Origin of the sequence: Alkalicoccus halolimnae (assembly GCF_008014775.2) — a bacterium.
Classification (GTDB): Bacteria; Bacillota; Bacilli; order Bacillales; family Salisediminibacteriaceae; genus Alkalicoccus; species Alkalicoccus halolimnae.
On the sequence record NZ_CP144914.1, the window covers coordinates 2,920,166 to 2,936,361 of the forward strand.

Below are 16,196 nucleotides of genomic sequence, written 5' to 3' on the forward strand. Positions count from 1 at the left end.
GAAGAGTCGCTTTCCGAAGGGCACTCTCTCAGCTGACCTGCCTTTTATAAAACAAAGAATCATTTTTCCGGATTCACTTTCTACAGCTCCAGCATCTGAACAAAAAGAAAGACTTTGCTGCGAAAACAAGCGTACTACAGGTTTTTCCTATAAAAAAAGTGATTTTCTCTGCCGTGTCCGGCGGGGACGCCAGTGGGATTAAAGCGCAGTCTGAAGATCCTTTCCAATGCAGCAGGCATTGGAAATAGCTGAAGACAAGCCCCACGGCAGGCTTCCGCCGGTAAGCGGAGGAGAAAATACAAGGAATAGAATACTTATACTTCTTTCTTTACTTAATCAACACTCTGCATTCTTCCAGTTTACAGACGAGCCCCGCGGAAAGCGTCCGTCTGAAATGAAAATCATTCACAACGTTCGGAAATCCCTTTCTTACAGCGACTTATGAAATTCATTCAAGTAAAAGAAGATTTGGAACGTTATTTGATTATAAACGGACCCAACCCACATTTTTTACACACAAAAAGCCGCCGTCCGGATTGGACGACGGCTTTCTGGTCTGGAAGTGCCGGATAAATCCAGCGCTCATGAGGAAAATTCACGTATCTTACTTCTTAATGCGCTTGTTAAGATCTGCCTGGATTTCGTTAGACTGCTTCAACCAATCCTTCAGCTTGTCTTCAAGAGTATTGAATCCCTGTGGCTGGCTCTGCTGCTGGCTTCCGCCGCTGCGCTTGGCAGCACCGCCGCCACCGCCGCCGCTTCCAGTGCTTTGACGAGGGCGCTCCGGGCGCTCCGGCTTAGGCTGAGTTTCTTTAATAGAAAGTGAAATCTTACCGGACGCTTCATCAACAGATAGGACTTTAACTTTAACAACGTCTCCAACAGAAAGGTTGTCATTAATATCTTTCACATAGCCGTGGGCGATGTGAGAGATGTGGACAAGCCCCTGCTTTTTCTCATCTAACGCAACGAACGCACCAAACGGTTTGATACCTGTAACTTTTCCTTCAACGATACTTCCAACTTCATATTGACCTGACATGCAAACAACTCCTATATATATTTTAACTGTGTAATTATATCACGATTTTCCGAAAATGACAAAAGGATTAAAACCTTAGTTTTGATAATTTTTTACGAAAGCTGCAATCCGGTCCACCGCTTCCTCCAATTGCTTCATGGAAGCCGCGTAGGAACAGCGTACGTGTCCTTCTCCGCCGTCGCCGAAGACGTGCCCGGGAACGACAGCTACCCGCTGCTCAATCAGCAGCTTTTCCGCAAATTCCTCCGACGTAAGTCCAGTGGATCGGATAGAAGGAAAAGCGTAAAATGCTCCGCCTGGAGAATGACAGGAAAGCCCTGCTTCCCGAAGCGACTTGACGAAGTAATTACGGCGCTGCCGATAGCTTGCCACCATTTCCTCCATATCCGCCCGGCCGTTTTTCATCGCTTCCAGAGCGGCATACTGGGCCATCGTGGAAGCACACATCATTGCATACTGGTGAATTTTCAGCATAGCCCTCGCATACACAGCAGGGGCACAGACGTATCCGACGCGCCAGCCCGTCATGGCAAACGACTTCGAAAAACCGGAAATGAGAATCGTCCGTTCCCACATTCCATCAAGAGCCGCTGTACTGACATGTTCTTCGTCATAGGAAAGCTCCGCATAAATTTCGTCGGAAAACACGACGAGATCATGTTCCTGAACGAGGGCCGCCACTTTTGCAAGTTCCTCCCGGCCCATAACAGCTCCGGTCGGATTATTCGGAAAAGAGAGCATAATCGCTTTCGTTTTCGGCGTCAGACGTTCTTTAATTGCCTCCACATTCACCTGGAAATTGTTTTCCATCGAAGTCGGTACCGGTATTGGCACGCCGCCTGCAAGTGATACGAGCGGGGCATATGAAACAAAGCACGGTTCAACAACGAGTATTTCATCCCCCGGATCCACTACGGCCCGAAGTGCAATATCCAGTCCTTCACTTGCTCCTACTGTGACAATGATCTCCTCTTCCGGATCGTATGCTGTCTGAAAGCGGGACTCCATATACACAGAGATGGCTTCACGCAGCTCCAGCAGACCGGCATTGGCCGTGTATGATGTTAAACCTTTCTCGAGGGAATGAATGCTTGCTTCCCGCACATTCCAGGGAGTCGTATAGTCCGGCTCCCCCACCCCAAGAGAAATAATATTATCCATCGATGAGGCAAGGTCAAAAAAACGGCGGATACCGGACGGCTCGATCCGTTCCACTGCTTTCGACAAATGAACATCGTGAGTGTTTTTAACATTCGTCATGGCGACACCACAATACGAGGATCTGCACCATCTTCGTCTACGAAAATAATTCCGTCGTGCTTGTACTGTTTCAAACGGAAATGTGTCGTAGTGGAGATGACTGATTCGAGTGTGGAAAGTTTTTCGGAGACAAAATTAGCAATTTCCGACATAGTCCTTCCTTCGATCACCACCGATAAATCATACGTACCGGACATTAAATAGCAGGCTTTCACTTCGTTAAACCGGTAAATCCGCTCTGCCACTTCATCAAATCCACGCCCGCGCTGTGGTGTCACTTTCACATCTATCATCGCCGTAACTATTTCTGTGCCGACGGCTTTTGTCCAATCTATAATTGCAGAATAGCCGAGGATGACATTACGGCTTTCCAGCTGATGCAACATTTGTTTAATTTCGTTAAGCTGCAGGTCGAGCATCTTTGCCAGCTTTTCCGCCGACATTCTTCCTTCTTTTTCAATTAAAAGTAATAGTTCCCGTTCTTTTTCCGTCATACTTTTCCCTCCCTGATTTCCTTATTCTACACCACACAGCTTCTATCATCTAGCACTTGCGAAAAATAGTGAGAATTTTTAGGCAGTCTTTCTTCCCCGGAATATAAAACATGCAGCCCCTAGAAGTGCAGAGATAAGAAAAACGGTCAGTATAAGCGCCCCAGTAAAGCCGTCCCCTCCGCTTCCGGTAAGATAAAAACTGCTGCTCTGTGCCGGTAAAACCCCTGGTGAATAAAGAAAACGCTCCGGAAGAAAAGAGGCAGCCATACTTACAAGAAGAGCGGCAGTAAGAGTTGAAAATGCCACTCCGGCATACCCTTTAATAAACGAACTGAAAAAAAGAAGGAGAGTAATCACAAAAATCAGCCACACGGCGTACACAGCCGCTCCCCGGAAAACATTTACGGGATCCAGTTCCCCGAAAAGAATGACGGTGTAATAAACAGCCGCAGTCATTCCACCCAGGTAGGCGAGAAGAGAAAGAGAAAAAGCGTGGGCAGCTTTTGCCAGGATAAAGTTGGTTTCACTTACCGGCTTCGATAAAATCAGCAGATGGGTGCCCAGCTGCCTTTCGCCGCTTACTGTGCCCATAAAAGCAAGCACGAGAATCAACAGTCCTATCTGATTAAACTGGCTTTGTACGGCCGGAAGAATTTCTTCTGCTTCCGGAAGTGGGATCTCAAAAACTGTTCCCTCCGGAAGCCCGCCGACAGCCTGAATGATCGTATCCATGTAATACGTTGTCAGCGGCTGGGAAGCCCCGATTATCATAAAGACAATTGGAATCCACAGCACTTTCCAGCTACGCAGTGCTTCAAGCCATTCTTTTTTATACATTACCCATAATTGTTTCACCCGCTCATCACCTGCATGAATACATCTTCAAGGGAAACGGTTTCTGCCTCCACTTTCGTATAAAGAGCATTTTTATCTTTAAGCAGCTGCAGTACACCGGCCCTGCCTTCTTCCATATTTACTGCTTGTATCCGAATGCGGCCTGCTTCAAGCTCCACTTCCTTCACCCACGGCTGATTCCGGAAAGCTTCTGCCAGTTCCTCAATCCCGTCTTTCGTTTCTATTAAAAATACCGGCAGCGCATAGTTCTGCTTTAATTCTGCCAGTGTGCTTTCCAATATGATTCTCCCTTCCTTCATCATATAAATATCATCACTTACCTGTTCTGCATCCCCAAGAACATGAGTTGAAAAAAGAATAGCTGTATCTTTTTTTAACTTTTTCAGCAGTTCGATAACCTCTCTCCTTCCAAAGGGATCAAGAGCGGAAACTGGTTCGTCCAGAATAAGAAGTTCCGGGCGGTTGATAAGAGCCTGGGCAATCCCCAGCCTCTGCTTCATCCCTCCGGAGTAGCCGGCAATCCGCTTACTGCCGGATTCTTCGAGACCTGTCATTGCCAGCAGTTCCTCCGCCCTCCTGTCTGCTTCCTTTCTGGTAAGACCGAACAGCTCACCGGCATACCGGACATATTCCCTGCCAGTCATCCAGTCGTAGAACCGGGGAAACTGCGGAAGATACCCGAGTACCTCCCGGCGGTCCTGATGTTTTCCGGAAAGAATAACCTTTCCTTTATCCGGTTTCCCAAGCCCTGTAATAATAGACAAAAGGGTTGTTTTTCCTGCACCGTTTGGACCAATCAGAGCTGTACAACGGTCCTTCTTAATATGCATATCTACGTGGTCCACTGCTTTCGTTTCTCCGTATATTTTCTGTACACCGATAACTTTCAGCATCTTTATTATTGCCTCCTTCCGAAAACAAAATAAAGAATCGGTCCGATAATATTAATAAAAATGATGATTAAGATCCACATTAGCCGTTTTTCTTTCGTCATTTCCTGGCTTAAACAGGATACGAGTGCAGCAATAGTTAACGCAAACTGCAGGATAAGCACCGGAAGTATAACAGCCCAGTTGATGTTTCCGAATTCTTCCATAATATTCGCTCCTTTTTAAATCCATAGTGCTCACAAGACACCGGTTCCTCTATTAATCATACGTTTCCTCCCATTCCCTGTCATCCTGTACTGGTAAATATTTATTGAAACTTTTTTCAGTATGTATCGCTATATTATAGTAAGCGACGTGAAAGGATGACAAACGATGAAAAAAACATTGTTCCTTTCTGCCTCCGCTGCATTTCTGCTTACCGCATGCGGGGCAGAGGAAGCAAGTCTTTCCGCCGAACAGGTGCTTACGGAATCCGCTGAAGCAATGGGAAATGTGGATTCTTACACAGTTACTACAAACATGGACCAGTCGATGGAGATGGCCGGGGAAGAAAGTATGGACTATCAAACTATCAGCAGGCTGGAGCTGACAAAAAATCCTCTCACCTATACGGAAAAAACGGAAATGACGATGGCTGATGGAGCGGAGAAACTTGCCTTCACTTCCTATTTCCACGAAGAACAAGGTTTCTTTCTCGAAGACCCCCTGCTCGGAGGATGGGTAAAGCTTCCTGAAGAAACGCATGAGGAGATGCTTGCCCTGGCAGGTTTACAGATGAGCCCGGAAGAGCAGCTGAATCAGTTGCAGGAATTTGTGGAAGAAACGAAAATAGAGGAAACAAACAGCGAATATATCCTTTCCCTCTCAGGAGAAAACTTCGACGTCCAGCAGCTGATGGAACAGGTCAGCGGGCTCGGAGAGATGGAAGAAATGGGGGAGGTTATGGAAGACGTTGAAATCCAGCAATTTGACTACACCGTCCATATAGAAAAAGAGTCCTTCCGCCAGACCGGGGCGGCGATTGACATGGGAATGCTGATGGATACGATGGGACAAATGTCAGCAATGGAGCAGACGATAACTATGGAGATGAAGAATTTCGACAGCATAGACCCCATTTCCATACCTGCCGAAGTGATTGAGGAAGCCGAAGAAGTGCAGGCCAGCTTTTAATTCAGGTTATTTTGGAGTTCATACAAACCTCACTGATCAAAATAGGAAGCTATGTTAATGATCGTTGTCATTCCTTATAGAGAAACTTCGCTGCCGGCCTGCTGCGTAGGAAATTTTTCAGGAGATACTGCCCTGGCCTTTTAACAGGTGGTCCAGTCAAAGAAGACCTCTGCTGATCCATCCGTTTCTTTTTTGAAGCAAATGGCGGTGACTCCTGCGGGGATCAGCGAAGTCTGAAGATCCTTTTCAGAGAAGCTGTTCTTCGCTGGAAACAGCAGAAAAGGAGCTCCGCGGAAAGCTTCTCCTATGATCGCAGGAAAGAGAAAAATAAAAGCATTTTCATACAGAAAAGCAGAGAATGGAACTGTAAGGAAGCATTCTTCTATGTATTAAAACAGCGGAAGCTATGCCTCCGCTGTTTTTTTATTCTTTGTTATTCAATTTACCGGAAGTACTATAAGTTAAGCACCAGTACCTTGTCACGCAGCATAGAATCGATACTGCGGCCGATACCCTGGACACCCTGTCCGGAGTTCTTTACTCCCAGGAATGGGAAGTGGTCCGGTCCGCGGGATGTTTTTCCGTTCACCTGCACGGTACCGACATTCAGCTTATCGGCAATCGCAAAAGCATTTTCCAGATTTTGAGTGAATACGCTCGCCTGGAGACCGTATGCGTTTCGCTTTTCAAGCGCGACCGCTTCAAGCTCGTTGGATATTCTCATGAATGGAAGGACGGGGCCGAACTGTTCTTCCCATGCTACTTCCATATCCTCTGTTACATGGTCAAGAAGGGTGGGACCGAGAAGATTCTTATCCTTAACACCTTCGTGAACGACAGAAGCTCCTTTTTCCCTCGCATCTTCAATGAGAGAAAGGACATAATCCGCTGATTTCTGGTCAATCATAGGAGTGATCGCTGCATCCTCACTGGAAAGACCGACTTTCAGGTCTGCGACAAGAGCTTTCACTTTATCAATCAGTTCGTCTGCCGCACTGTCGACAACCATGACGCGCTTAATGGCTGTACAGCGCTGGCCGGAATAGCTGAGTGCCCCGCTGACGATTTCTTTAGCCGCCTTATCAAGATCGGCATCTTCAAGTACAATAGCAGGATCTTTCCCGCCAAGTTCAAGAACGACTGGAATCATTGATGCTTTTTTAGCAATGTGCCGGCCGGTTTCTGTGCCGCCCGTGAAAGTAATCATGTCGATTTTGTCATGAGTGACTGCAAAATCACCGATAACCGAACCACGTCCGGTTATGATGTTTAATACCCCTTCCGGCAGACCTGCTTTCACAAGGGCCTCGACCATAAGCAGTCCGCTGACTGCCCCCTGGGTAGCCGGTTTAAAAACAACCGTGTTTCCTGTAATAAGGGCAGGAGCAATTTTGGAAGCTGCAAGATTGACTGGGTAGTTAAATGGAGATATCGCCAGCACTACTCCATGCGGCACTTTCTGTACCATTGCTTTTGTCGCTTTGGAAGCACCGGGAAAGGCATCCCCCTGAATAAAACTTCCGTGTGTTCTCAGACCTTCTTCTGCTGTATGCCGAATAAGCTGAGCCGTGCGTTTAACTTCTCCTTTTGCGGAAGAAAGCGTTTTCCCTACTTCTTTATGGATCATTTCCCCGATTTCGTCGGTCATTTTTTCTAATTCTTCCGCCCAGCGGTGCAGGAGCTCCGATCGTTCATGGCCTTCTGTCGCTTCCCAGTTAGCCTGTACATCGGCTGTTTGATTAATAGCTGCATCGACTTCTTCCTGACTTAGTGCAGGAATTTCTCCTGTAATGGATTGATCGTCCGGAGAGTAAATTTTCACCGTTTCTCCGCTCTGACTTCCTACCCACTTATTATTTAATAACGTATGAAACTTTTTGTTGTCCTGACGTAATGACATATATTCACCCTCCGTTTAATTAATTTTCACCACTTGTGGCTATAGCTGTTAATTAAACCATGTGAAAACTCTTTCAAACAAGCGAACAGCTCAAAAAAAAGGCAGTATTTATGTACTTTATTTGAGTACATTCTCCTATACAAAAACAATTTTCAGAAAATTAAAGCGTTTTCAATGGAAGATAACCTTACAGGCTCAACAGGTTCAAAAAAATGCACGCGTGAATTCTCTATTCACACATGCATAGTTAATTATTTACAAATAGAAGTTAAATCCAGCCTTTTTCCCGGCAGATAGTGATCGCTTCAATTCGGTTGGTAACTTCCAGCTTCTCGAGAATAACCGACACATAATTCCGGACAGTTCCATTCGTTATAAACAGTTCTCCAGCAATTTCTTTCGTCGTTTTACCGTTTGCAATCAGCTTCATGACCTCCGTCTCCCGCTGGGTAAGAGGGTTGGGATTATCGTAGGCCATATCTATCAATTCAGGGGCATATACACGCCTTCCTTCCATGATCGTCCGTATGGAATCTGCCAGCTCTTCGCTTGGGCTGTCTTTAAGCAGATAACCGTTCACTTTTGCTTTTCTCGCCCGTTCAAAATAACCGGTCCTCGCAAAAGTAGTCAGAATGATCACTTTGCACGGGTGATCTTTTAATTCTTCAGCCGCTTCCAGGCCCGTTTTTATCGGCATTTCAATATCCATGATACACACATCAGGATTCAGCTCCAAGACCTGCTGTACTGCCATTTCCCCATTTTCAGCCTTACCGACAACTTCCATATCCTCTTTTAAATCCAGCAGGGAACCTAGAGCGCCGAGGAGCATTTTCTGGTCTTCTGCAAGTACGATCCTAATCATGCTCTTTCCTCCCTCTTGACCGACATTGCAATTCTAGGTACACGCATCAGCAGCCGGGTTCCCTGAACCGAGTCGATAGTCAGGGTGCCATTTATAAATTCCAGTCTTTCTTTCATTCCCTGCACACCGCTCTCCTGAAACGTCGTCACCTGTTTGGAAAACCCGACTCCGTTATCCTGTACGGAAACGATGATTTCGCGTGCTGATTCCGTTATGGAAATTTGGCACTCTGTGGCTCTGCTATGTTTAACAATATTAGTAACTGCCTCTTTTAAACACATACTGAGTGTATTTTCCACGAGCAGGGGGACATTCGTAAATTCCCGGTTCCCTTGAACTTCAAGATTAATTCCTGCAACGTTTAATATCTCCTGTACATGGAGCAGTTCATCTCTTAACCTCGTACCTTTCATATCGGCAACCAGTTCTCTGACCTCTTTTAAAGCCATCCGGGCTGTCCGGTTTATATCTTCAATTTCTACCTGTGCTTTATCTGGCTTTGTCTCCACCAGCTTCTCGGCCAGATCACTCTTCATGCCGATCAGCGAAAGCTTTTGACCTAGTGTATCATGAAGGTCTCTGGCAATGCGCTGCCTTTCTTCCATTACCATCAGCTGTGAAATTCTTTCGTTCGCCTCTCTGAGCTGATTGGCGAGAATTTCCTGCTTGTTTCGAGTGTAGAGGGTAAACGGCAGCAAAATAATGCCAATTAAACTGATAATAATAAACGGAAGCTGCATCATAAAAATATCGCTCTGTGTATAAAATCCGATTCCCATTGCAGAAACCGCTGTTACAAGATTAATTACATACAAAGATACAAATTTCTTTTTACTGAGAATGTTTCCTACATAAAAAGCTAAAAACAGAAAGAAATAGACGTAGCCAAAATAAAGCGTCATTCCTGTACTGATAGCAAGCTCCACTGTTATGGAAGCATAAACAATCCAGCCTCTTTTAATAAAGGACAGCCTGTAGGCCGTAAAGAAAAGCCCTATCATCAATACGCCGGCTATGATTTCCGCGAGGGTAGAATTGCTGATGACAAAATAAAAAGGCAGAAGACAAAAAATAATCCATGCATATAAACTTAATCCAGTGTTTTTTGGAAATATATGAAACCAGTTTTTCATAATCCTCCGCCCCCTTCTTTTCTTCTTTAGTGTAACAAAAAGCCCTTTCCCGTGTAGGCAAAAGAGCTTCGTAAATTTATTTTTTTATCCGGACATCCGGGTTCTCGAAGGAGTTACAGTACCATATTTTTTCATTCGTCTTTTTACATCTTTAAAAGTGACGAACTGTTTATTTCTTTCATCGTAAAGACGGAAGCGCACAGCTTTAAAACTGGAAGCCAGCGTAATCGTTGTAACCTGCTGGAGAGGAACCGTGTGTTCATGCGTCTTCTCCAGATTGTAGTTTGGTACTTTCGGACTCAGGTGGTGAACGTGATGATAGCCGATATTGCCTGTCAGCCATTGAATTATCTTCGGAAGCTGGTAATAGGAACTGCCGTCGACAGCTGCCTTAACAAAATCCCAATCTTCCTCTTTTTCAAAATAGGAATCTTCAAACTGATGCTGAACATAAAAGAGCCATATACCGAGCGCTCCGGAAACTAGTAATATTGGAAGCTGAATAATCAGGAATGGTACCAGACCGATTCCCCAAATCAACAGCGCGTAAATAACGGCAATTGACGCAGTAATGAGATGAGTATTCCATCGCTCTTTCTTTTTGGCACCTTTTCGGTTAAACCGATTATCAATAAAGAATAAGTGAATAGGGCCAAGACCAAACATCACGATTGGATTTCTATACAAACGGTAGGTAAAACGCTCCCAGAAGCCTGCTTTCGCATACTCCTCGACTGTCATGATCCACACGTCACCAGTTCCCCGCTTATCAAGGTTACTGCTCGTCGCGTGGTGAATTGTATGGCTTCTCTTCCACTTTTCAAATGCGAAATGAGTAATGATACCGGTTATCGTTCCAACTACCCGGTTTGCTTTTGGATTCTTAAAGAAAGATCCGTGCGTACAGTCATGGAAAATAATAAAAGTCCTGATTACAAATCCGGCAGCGAGAATAATAAATGGGAGCGACAGCCAATAGGAGACGCTTAAACTCTGGTAGGCTAATATCCAAAGAAGTATAAAAGGAATGATGGAGTTGGCTATCTGCCAAATACTGGTTTTCATATCGGAACTCGCAAAAGGAGCGACACTCTTTTTTAATTCGGCTTGTTGTTTTCTGCTCATGTGTTTTCTCCTCCTATTTCTAAACTTCATTGTGTTAAATTATCTATAGGTTCATTGTAAAAGAAAGCGGGCAATGACATAAGACATAGATGTCAGAATAGAACTATGACAACTGTCATGAATTTCAGTTATGTAATAATTTATTGGAAATATCTGTAGTTCTTTCGCTCTAGTATTATCCTATTTAGTCAATTGATCCCTTATTCAATACAGAAGACAATTCGTTCTCTCAGCTTTTATTAACTTTACGTTATTAATGGGTGTAGAAAAGTTTTCGAGCGGGTAAATTAACGTTCCCTACTCCTTTGTGCAGAATTCTCCTTCTTCCCATTGAAAGCAATCAAAGCAGAAATGAATCAAATCAGTATTTTCTTCTGCACGCACTCTGGAAACCAAAAAAATCTCCACAGCAAAGTTTAAAACAGCTAAATACCTGTAACAATGGTTATTTTCAACAACCCCCTACCATTGAGCCAGCCAACCAGGAATCGATTATACAACAAAAAAACTCCAGGTACTTAATGTACCTGGAGATAAATTTAAAAATGGTGAGCCATGGAGGATTCGAACCTCCGACCCTCTGATTAAAAGTCAGATGCTCTACCAACTGAGCTAATGGCTCTCACTTTTGTAAAGAAAACGATCGAACGTTTTACTTTACCCTGTCCGGTTTCATCCGAAACAAGTAAATTTGGTGACCCGTACGGGATTCGAACCCGTGTTACCGCCGTGAAAGGGCGGTGTCTTAACCACTTGACCAACGGGCCTGAAACTGGCGGAGAAGGAGGGATTTGAACCCTCGCGCCGCTTGCGCGACCTACACCCTTAGCAGGGGCGCCTCTTCAGCCACTTGAGTACTTCTCCTAAAGAAGTAGTGGCTCCACAGGTAGGATTCGAACCTACGACCGATCGGTTAACAGCCGATTGCTCTACCACTGAGCTACTGTGGAACAATGGTGGGCCTGAGTGGACTCGAACCACCGACCTCACGCTTATCAGGCGTGCGCTCTAACCAGCTGAGCTACAGGCCCCCACACAACATTCACACAAAAAAAATGGAGCGGGTGATGGGAATCGAACCCACATCATCAGCTTGGAAGGCTGAGGTTTTACCACTAAACTACACCCGCATAGGTAAAATATTAAATTAAAATGGCGCGCCCGAGAGGAGTCGAACCCCTAGCCTTCTGATCCGTAGTCAGACGCTCTATCCAATTGAGCTACGGGCGCAGGTTATAATGGAGCGGGAAACGGGATTCGAACCCGCGACCCCCACCTTGGCAAGGTGGTGCTCTACCACTGAGCTATTCCCGCATCGTTTGAAAATGGCAGGGCTAGCAGGATTCGAACCTGCGGGTCACGGAATCAAAATCCGATGCCTTACCGCTTGGCTATAGCCCTATGTAGTGGGGCGGCTGATGGGAATCGAACCCACGAATGCCGGAATCACAATCCGGTGCGTTAACCACTTCGCCACAACCGCCGCATTATGTAATTTGGCAGGGGTAGCAGGAATCGAACCCGCATCAAAGGTTTTGGAGACCTTCGTTTTGCCATTAAACTATACCCCTAAAAATGGTGGAGGGGGAGAGACTCGAACTCCCGAACCCGAAGGAGCGGATTTACAGTCCGCCGCGTTTGGCCAACTTCGCTACCCCTCCACATTGTCTATTCGTTGAGAAGTGAATAGTTTTCACCATCAACTCAAGAAAAATGGCGGTCCCGACGGGAATCGAACCCGCGATCTCCTGCGTGACAGGCAGGCATGTTAACCGCTACACCACGGGACCTTGTATATGAAAAAATAAAATTTAAATGGAGGAGGAAGAGGGATTCGAACCCCCGCGGGCTATGACACCCCTGTCGGTTTTCAAGACCGATCCCTTCAGCCAGACTTGGGTATTCCTCCAATATATAAATGGTAGCGGAGGAGGGGATCGAACCCCCGACCTCACGGGTATGAACCGTACGCTCTAGCCAGCTGAGCTACTCCGCCAAAACCTTATAATTAAAAATGGTGGAGCCTAGCGGGATCGAACCGCTGACCTCCTGCGTGCAAAGCAGGCGCTCTCCCAGCTGAGCTAAGGCCCCATATGTAAAACCCAGCGACGTCCTACTTTTGCAGGGGGAGAGCCCCCAACTATCATTGGCGCTGGAGAGCTTAACTTCCGTGTTCGGCATGGGAACGGGTGTGACCTCTCCGCTTTCGTCACTGGATCTTTTTTGTTTTTTTCAACCCTTTTGTTCCGGGCCTGTGCGCCCTGGGTGGGTTGGAGCTGTCCGCTCAAAACTGGATAACGGGGGTGTATGAACCCTTCAATCGGTGTCGTCGAATTATCTTCTTTTTTTGGTTAAGCCCTCGATCGATTAGTATCTCTCAGCTTCACGTGTCGCCACGCTTCCACACGAGACCTATCTACCTCTTCGTCTCAGAGGGATCTTACTCCCAATCACTTGGGATGGGAAATCTCATCTTGAGGGGGGCTTCATGCTTAGATGCTTTCAGCACTTATCCCGTCCACACGTAGCTACCCAGCGATGCTCCTGGCGGAACAACTGGTACACCAGCGGTGTGTCCATCCCGGTCCTCTCGTACTAAGGACAGCTCCTCTCAAATTTCCTGCGCCCGCGACGGATAGGGACCGAACTGTCTCACGACGTTCTGAACCCAGCTCGCGTGCCGCTTTAATGGGCGAACAGCCCAACCCTTGGGACCTACTTCAGCCCCAGGATGCGACGAGCCGACATCGAGGTGCCAAACCTCCCCGTCGATGTGGACTCTTGGGAGAGATTAGCCTGTTATCCCCAGGGTAGCTTTTATCCGTTGAGCGACGGCCCTTCCATACGGTGCCGCCGGATCACTAAGCCCGACTTTCGTCCCTGCTCGACCTGTCTGTCTCGCAGTCAAGCTCCCTTATGCCTTTGCACTCTGCGAATGATTTCCAACCATTCTGAGGGAACCTTTGGGCGCCTCCGTTACTGTTTAGGAGGCGACCGCCCCAGTCAAACTGCCCACCTGACACTGTCCCTGACCCGGATCACGGGTCGAGGTTAGGATGTCAAAACAGCCAGGGTAGTATCCCACCGATGCCTCCACCGAAGCTGGCGCTCCGGTTTCCAAGGCTCCTACCTATCCTGTACAAGCTGTTCCGACACCCAATATCAAGCTGCAGTAAAGCTCCATGGGGTCTTTCCGTCCTGTCGCGGGTAACCTGCATCTTCACAGGTAATATAATTTCACCGGGTCTCTCGTTGAGACAGTGCCCAAATCGTTGCACCTTTCGTGCGGGTCGGAACTTACCCGACAAGGAATTTCGCTACCTTAGGACCGTTATAGTTACGGCCGCCGTTTACTGGGGCTTCAATTCGGAGCTTCTCCCGTAAGGGATAACCCCTCCTCTTAACCTTCCAGCACCGGGCAGGTGTCAGCCCCTATACTTCGCCTTGCGGCTTCGCAGAGACCTGTGTTTTTGATAAACAGTCGTTTGGGCCTATTCACTGCGGCTCCCCTGGGCTATGAACCCCAGGGAGCACTCCTTCTCCCGAAGTTACGGAGTCATTTTGCCGAGTTCCTTAACGAGAGTTCTCCCGCGCGTCTTAGAATTCTCTTCCCGCCTACCTGTGTCGGTTTACGGTACGGGCACCAGTTTCCTCGCTAGAGGCTTTTCTTGGCAGTGTAGGTGCAGGCACTTCGGTACTAAATTTCCCTCGCGGTCACAGCTCAGCCTTAACAGAACACGGATTTCCCTGTGTTCCAGCCTCCCTGCTTCGGCGCACACATCCAGCGGTGCGCTTGCCCTGCCTTCCTGCGTCCCCCCATTGCTCAAACGGAAACGTGGTGGTACAGGAATATCGACCTGTTTTCCATCGCCTACGCCTTTCGGCCTCGGCTTAGGACCCGACTAACCCTGAGCGGACGAGCCTTCCTCAGGAACCCTTAGGCTTTCGACGGAGGGGATTCTCACCCCTCTTTTCGCTACTCATACCGGCATTCTCACTTCCAGGCGCTCCACCGGTCCTTCCGGTCCGGCTTCGATGCCCCTGGAACGCTCCCCTACCACAGAACACCCGAAGGTGTTTTGTCCATAGCTTCGGTGATACGTTTAGCCCCGGTACATTTTCGGCGCAGAGTCACTCGACCAGTGAGCTATTACGCACTCTTTCAATGATGGCTGCTTCTAAGCCAACATCCTGGTTGTCTAAGCAACTCCACATCCTTTTCCACTTAACGTATACTTGGGGACCTTAGCTGATGGTCTGGGCTGTTTCCCTCTTGACTACGGATCTTAGCACTCGCAGTCTGACTCCCGAGGATAAGTGATTGGCATTCGGAGTTTGACTGAATTCGGTAATCCTGTAGGGACCCCTAGTCCAATCAGTGCTCTACCTCCAACACTCTATCCCTCGAGGCTAGCCCTAAAGCTATTTCGGGGAGAACCAGCTATGTCCGAGTTCGATTGGCATTTCACCCCTACCCACACCTCATCCCCGCACTTTTCAACGTGCGTGGGTTCGGGCCTCCATCCAGTGTTACCTGGACTTCACCCTGGACATGGGTAGATCACCCGGTTTCGGGTCTACAACGACGTACTCAAAGCGCCCTGTTCAGACTCGCTTTCGCTGCGGCTCCGTCTTATCGACTTAACCTGGCACGTCATCGTAACTCGCCGGTTCATTCTACAAAAGGCACGCTGTCACCCATAAACGGGCTCCAACTACTTGTAGGCACACGGTTTCAAGATCTCTTTCACTCCCCTTTCGGGGTACTTTTCACCTTTCCCTCACGGTACTGGTGCACTATCGGTCACTAGGGAGTATTTAGCCTTGGGAGATGGTCCTCCCGGATTCCGACGGGGTTTCACGTGTCCCGCCGTACTCAGGATCCACTCCGGAGGAGGGGGCATGTCGAGTACAGGGCTGTTACCTTATCCTGCGGGCCGTTCCAGGCCGCTTCCTCTATACCCTCTCTTTGTAACTCCGTATGGAGTGTCCTACAACCCCAGAAGGCAAGCCTTCTGGTTTGGGCTGTTTCCGTTTCGCTCGCCGCTACTCAGGAAATCGCATTTGCTTTCTCTTCCTCCGGGTACTGAGATGTTTCAGTTCCCCGGGTCTGCCATCACACACCTTATGGATTCAGGTGTGGATCGTATCCCATTACGGATACGGGGTTCCCCCATTCGGAAATCTTCGGATCGACGCTTACTTACAGCTCCCCGAAGCATATCGGTGTTCGTCCCGTCCTTCATCGGCTCCTAGTGCCAAGGCATCCACCGTGCGCCCTTTCTAGCTTAACCAGCTGCCTCCCTGAGGGAGGCAGTGGACGTCATTCGATCGTCTTGGCGATATTCTAAGACACTCGGAAACTCGTTTCTTCGTCACGGGGCGCACCCCGGACCAATAGACCTTGTTTCCGGTGATTGATTGTTCATACATTACGTTATCCAGTTTTCAAAGGACAG

11 protein-coding genes, 16 tRNA genes and 2 rRNA genes are annotated in these 16,196 nt (G+C 47.5%); 1 reads left to right on the forward strand and 28 read right to left on the reverse strand.

Going from position 1 to position 16,196, the window contains the following annotated elements:
• Positions 1 to 604: 604 nt before the first annotated feature.
• The 6 genes from yugI to FTX54_RS13475 form a co-directional block, all read right to left on the reverse strand.
• Positions 605 to 1,042 carry a S1 domain-containing post-transcriptional regulator GSP13 gene (gene yugI, locus FTX54_RS13450; protein WP_147804478.1) on the reverse strand — a complete coding sequence of 146 codons (438 nt, stop codon included), beginning with the start codon at positions 1,040 to 1,042 and terminating at the stop codon, positions 605 to 607.
• 75 nt (positions 1,043 to 1,117) lie between these two features.
• Positions 1,118 to 2,302: an aminotransferase gene (locus tag FTX54_RS13455; protein ID WP_147804477.1), complete on the reverse strand. Its 1,185-nt coding sequence runs from the start codon at positions 2,300 to 2,302 to the stop codon at positions 1,118 to 1,120.
• Complete coding sequence (locus FTX54_RS13460; RefSeq protein WP_147804476.1) at positions 2,299 to 2,796, reverse strand: Lrp/AsnC family transcriptional regulator; 498 nt, start codon at positions 2,794 to 2,796, stop codon at positions 2,299 to 2,301. The genes FTX54_RS13455 and FTX54_RS13460 overlap by 4 nt, the downstream gene beginning before the upstream one ends.
• Before the next feature lie 78 nt (positions 2,797 to 2,874).
• The gene (locus tag FTX54_RS13465; RefSeq protein WP_147804475.1) at positions 2,875 to 3,651 is read right to left on the reverse strand and encodes an ABC transporter permease; all 777 of its coding nucleotides are present in this window, start codon (positions 3,649 to 3,651) and stop codon (positions 2,875 to 2,877) included.
• Complete coding sequence (locus tag FTX54_RS13470; protein ID WP_147804474.1) at positions 3,648 to 4,544, reverse strand: ABC transporter ATP-binding protein; 897 nt, start codon at positions 4,542 to 4,544, stop codon at positions 3,648 to 3,650. The genes FTX54_RS13465 and FTX54_RS13470 overlap by 4 nt, the downstream gene beginning before the upstream one ends.
• Before the next feature lie 5 nt (positions 4,545 to 4,549).
• Positions 4,550 to 4,747, reverse strand: coding sequence for a PLDc N-terminal domain-containing protein (locus tag FTX54_RS13475; protein WP_147804473.1), 198 nt, complete (start codon positions 4,745 to 4,747; stop codon positions 4,550 to 4,552).
• 166 nt (positions 4,748 to 4,913) lie between these two features.
• Between FTX54_RS13475 and FTX54_RS13480 the strand changes: the two genes are divergently transcribed.
• Positions 4,914 to 5,714, forward strand: coding sequence for a DUF6612 family protein (locus tag FTX54_RS13480; RefSeq protein ID WP_147804472.1), 801 nt, complete (start codon positions 4,914 to 4,916; stop codon positions 5,712 to 5,714).
• A gap of 454 nt (positions 5,715 to 6,168) precedes the next feature.
• Here FTX54_RS13480 and FTX54_RS13485 read toward each other — a convergent pair whose 3' ends face one another.
• The 22 genes from FTX54_RS13485 to FTX54_RS13590 form a co-directional block, all read right to left on the reverse strand.
• Entirely contained in the window at positions 6,169 to 7,614 is a 1,446-nt protein-coding gene (locus FTX54_RS13485; RefSeq protein WP_147804471.1) for an NADP-dependent glyceraldehyde-3-phosphate dehydrogenase, read from the reverse strand.
• A gap of 268 nt (positions 7,615 to 7,882) precedes the next feature.
• Positions 7,883 to 8,479, reverse strand: a complete 597-nt coding sequence (locus tag FTX54_RS13490; RefSeq protein ID WP_147804470.1) for a response regulator transcription factor — start codon at positions 8,477 to 8,479, stop codon at positions 7,883 to 7,885.
• Positions 8,476 to 9,612 (reverse strand): sensor histidine kinase, encoded by a 1,137-nt coding sequence (locus FTX54_RS13495; protein WP_147804469.1) that lies wholly within the window; start codon positions 9,610 to 9,612, stop codon positions 8,476 to 8,478. Before FTX54_RS13495 ends, FTX54_RS13490 begins: the two co-directional genes overlap by 4 nt.
• Before the next feature lie 84 nt (positions 9,613 to 9,696).
• The gene (locus tag FTX54_RS13500) at positions 9,697 to 10,737 is read right to left on the reverse strand and encodes a fatty acid desaturase (protein WP_147804468.1); all 1,041 of its coding nucleotides are present in this window, start codon (positions 10,735 to 10,737) and stop codon (positions 9,697 to 9,699) included.
• A gap of 546 nt (positions 10,738 to 11,283) precedes the next feature.
• Positions 11,284 to 11,359, reverse strand: a tRNA-Lys gene (locus tag FTX54_RS13505).
• 70 nt (positions 11,360 to 11,429) lie between these two features.
• Positions 11,430 to 11,504, reverse strand: a tRNA-Glu gene (locus FTX54_RS13510).
• Positions 11,505 to 11,510: 6 nt separating this feature from the next.
• A tRNA-Ser gene (locus tag FTX54_RS13515) sits at positions 11,511 to 11,601 on the reverse strand.
• 11 nt (positions 11,602 to 11,612) lie between these two features.
• Positions 11,613 to 11,687: transfer RNA gene (locus FTX54_RS13520), tRNA-Asn, on the reverse strand.
• Between the two features lie 4 nt (positions 11,688 to 11,691).
• A tRNA-Ile gene (locus tag FTX54_RS13525) sits at positions 11,692 to 11,768 on the reverse strand.
• Between the two features lie 25 nt (positions 11,769 to 11,793).
• Positions 11,794 to 11,867, reverse strand: a tRNA-Gly gene (locus tag FTX54_RS13530).
• A gap of 23 nt (positions 11,868 to 11,890) precedes the next feature.
• Positions 11,891 to 11,967: transfer RNA gene (locus tag FTX54_RS13535), tRNA-Arg, on the reverse strand.
• 9 nt (positions 11,968 to 11,976) lie between these two features.
• Positions 11,977 to 12,051 (reverse strand) — tRNA-Gly (locus FTX54_RS13540).
• A gap of 12 nt (positions 12,052 to 12,063) precedes the next feature.
• A tRNA-Gln gene (locus FTX54_RS13545) sits at positions 12,064 to 12,138 on the reverse strand.
• A 6-nt stretch (positions 12,139 to 12,144) separates the two neighbouring features.
• Positions 12,145 to 12,220: transfer RNA gene (locus FTX54_RS13550), tRNA-His, on the reverse strand.
• 14 nt (positions 12,221 to 12,234) lie between these two features.
• A tRNA-Trp gene (locus FTX54_RS13555) sits at positions 12,235 to 12,308 on the reverse strand.
• A gap of 5 nt (positions 12,309 to 12,313) precedes the next feature.
• Positions 12,314 to 12,398 (reverse strand) — tRNA-Tyr (locus FTX54_RS13560).
• A gap of 53 nt (positions 12,399 to 12,451) precedes the next feature.
• Positions 12,452 to 12,527: transfer RNA gene (locus tag FTX54_RS13565), tRNA-Asp, on the reverse strand.
• A gap of 26 nt (positions 12,528 to 12,553) precedes the next feature.
• Positions 12,554 to 12,646 (reverse strand) — tRNA-Ser (locus tag FTX54_RS13570).
• 10 nt (positions 12,647 to 12,656) lie between these two features.
• Positions 12,657 to 12,733: transfer RNA gene (locus tag FTX54_RS13575), tRNA-Met, on the reverse strand.
• Positions 12,734 to 12,752: 19 nt separating this feature from the next.
• Positions 12,753 to 12,828, reverse strand: a tRNA-Ala gene (locus FTX54_RS13580).
• Between the two features lie 9 nt (positions 12,829 to 12,837).
• Positions 12,838 to 12,954: ribosomal RNA gene (rrf, locus tag FTX54_RS13585) — 5S ribosomal RNA — on the reverse strand.
• Positions 12,955 to 13,084: 130 nt separating this feature from the next.
• Positions 13,085 to 16,031, reverse strand: a 23S ribosomal RNA gene (locus FTX54_RS13590).
• Between the last annotated feature and the right edge of the window lie 165 nt (positions 16,032 to 16,196).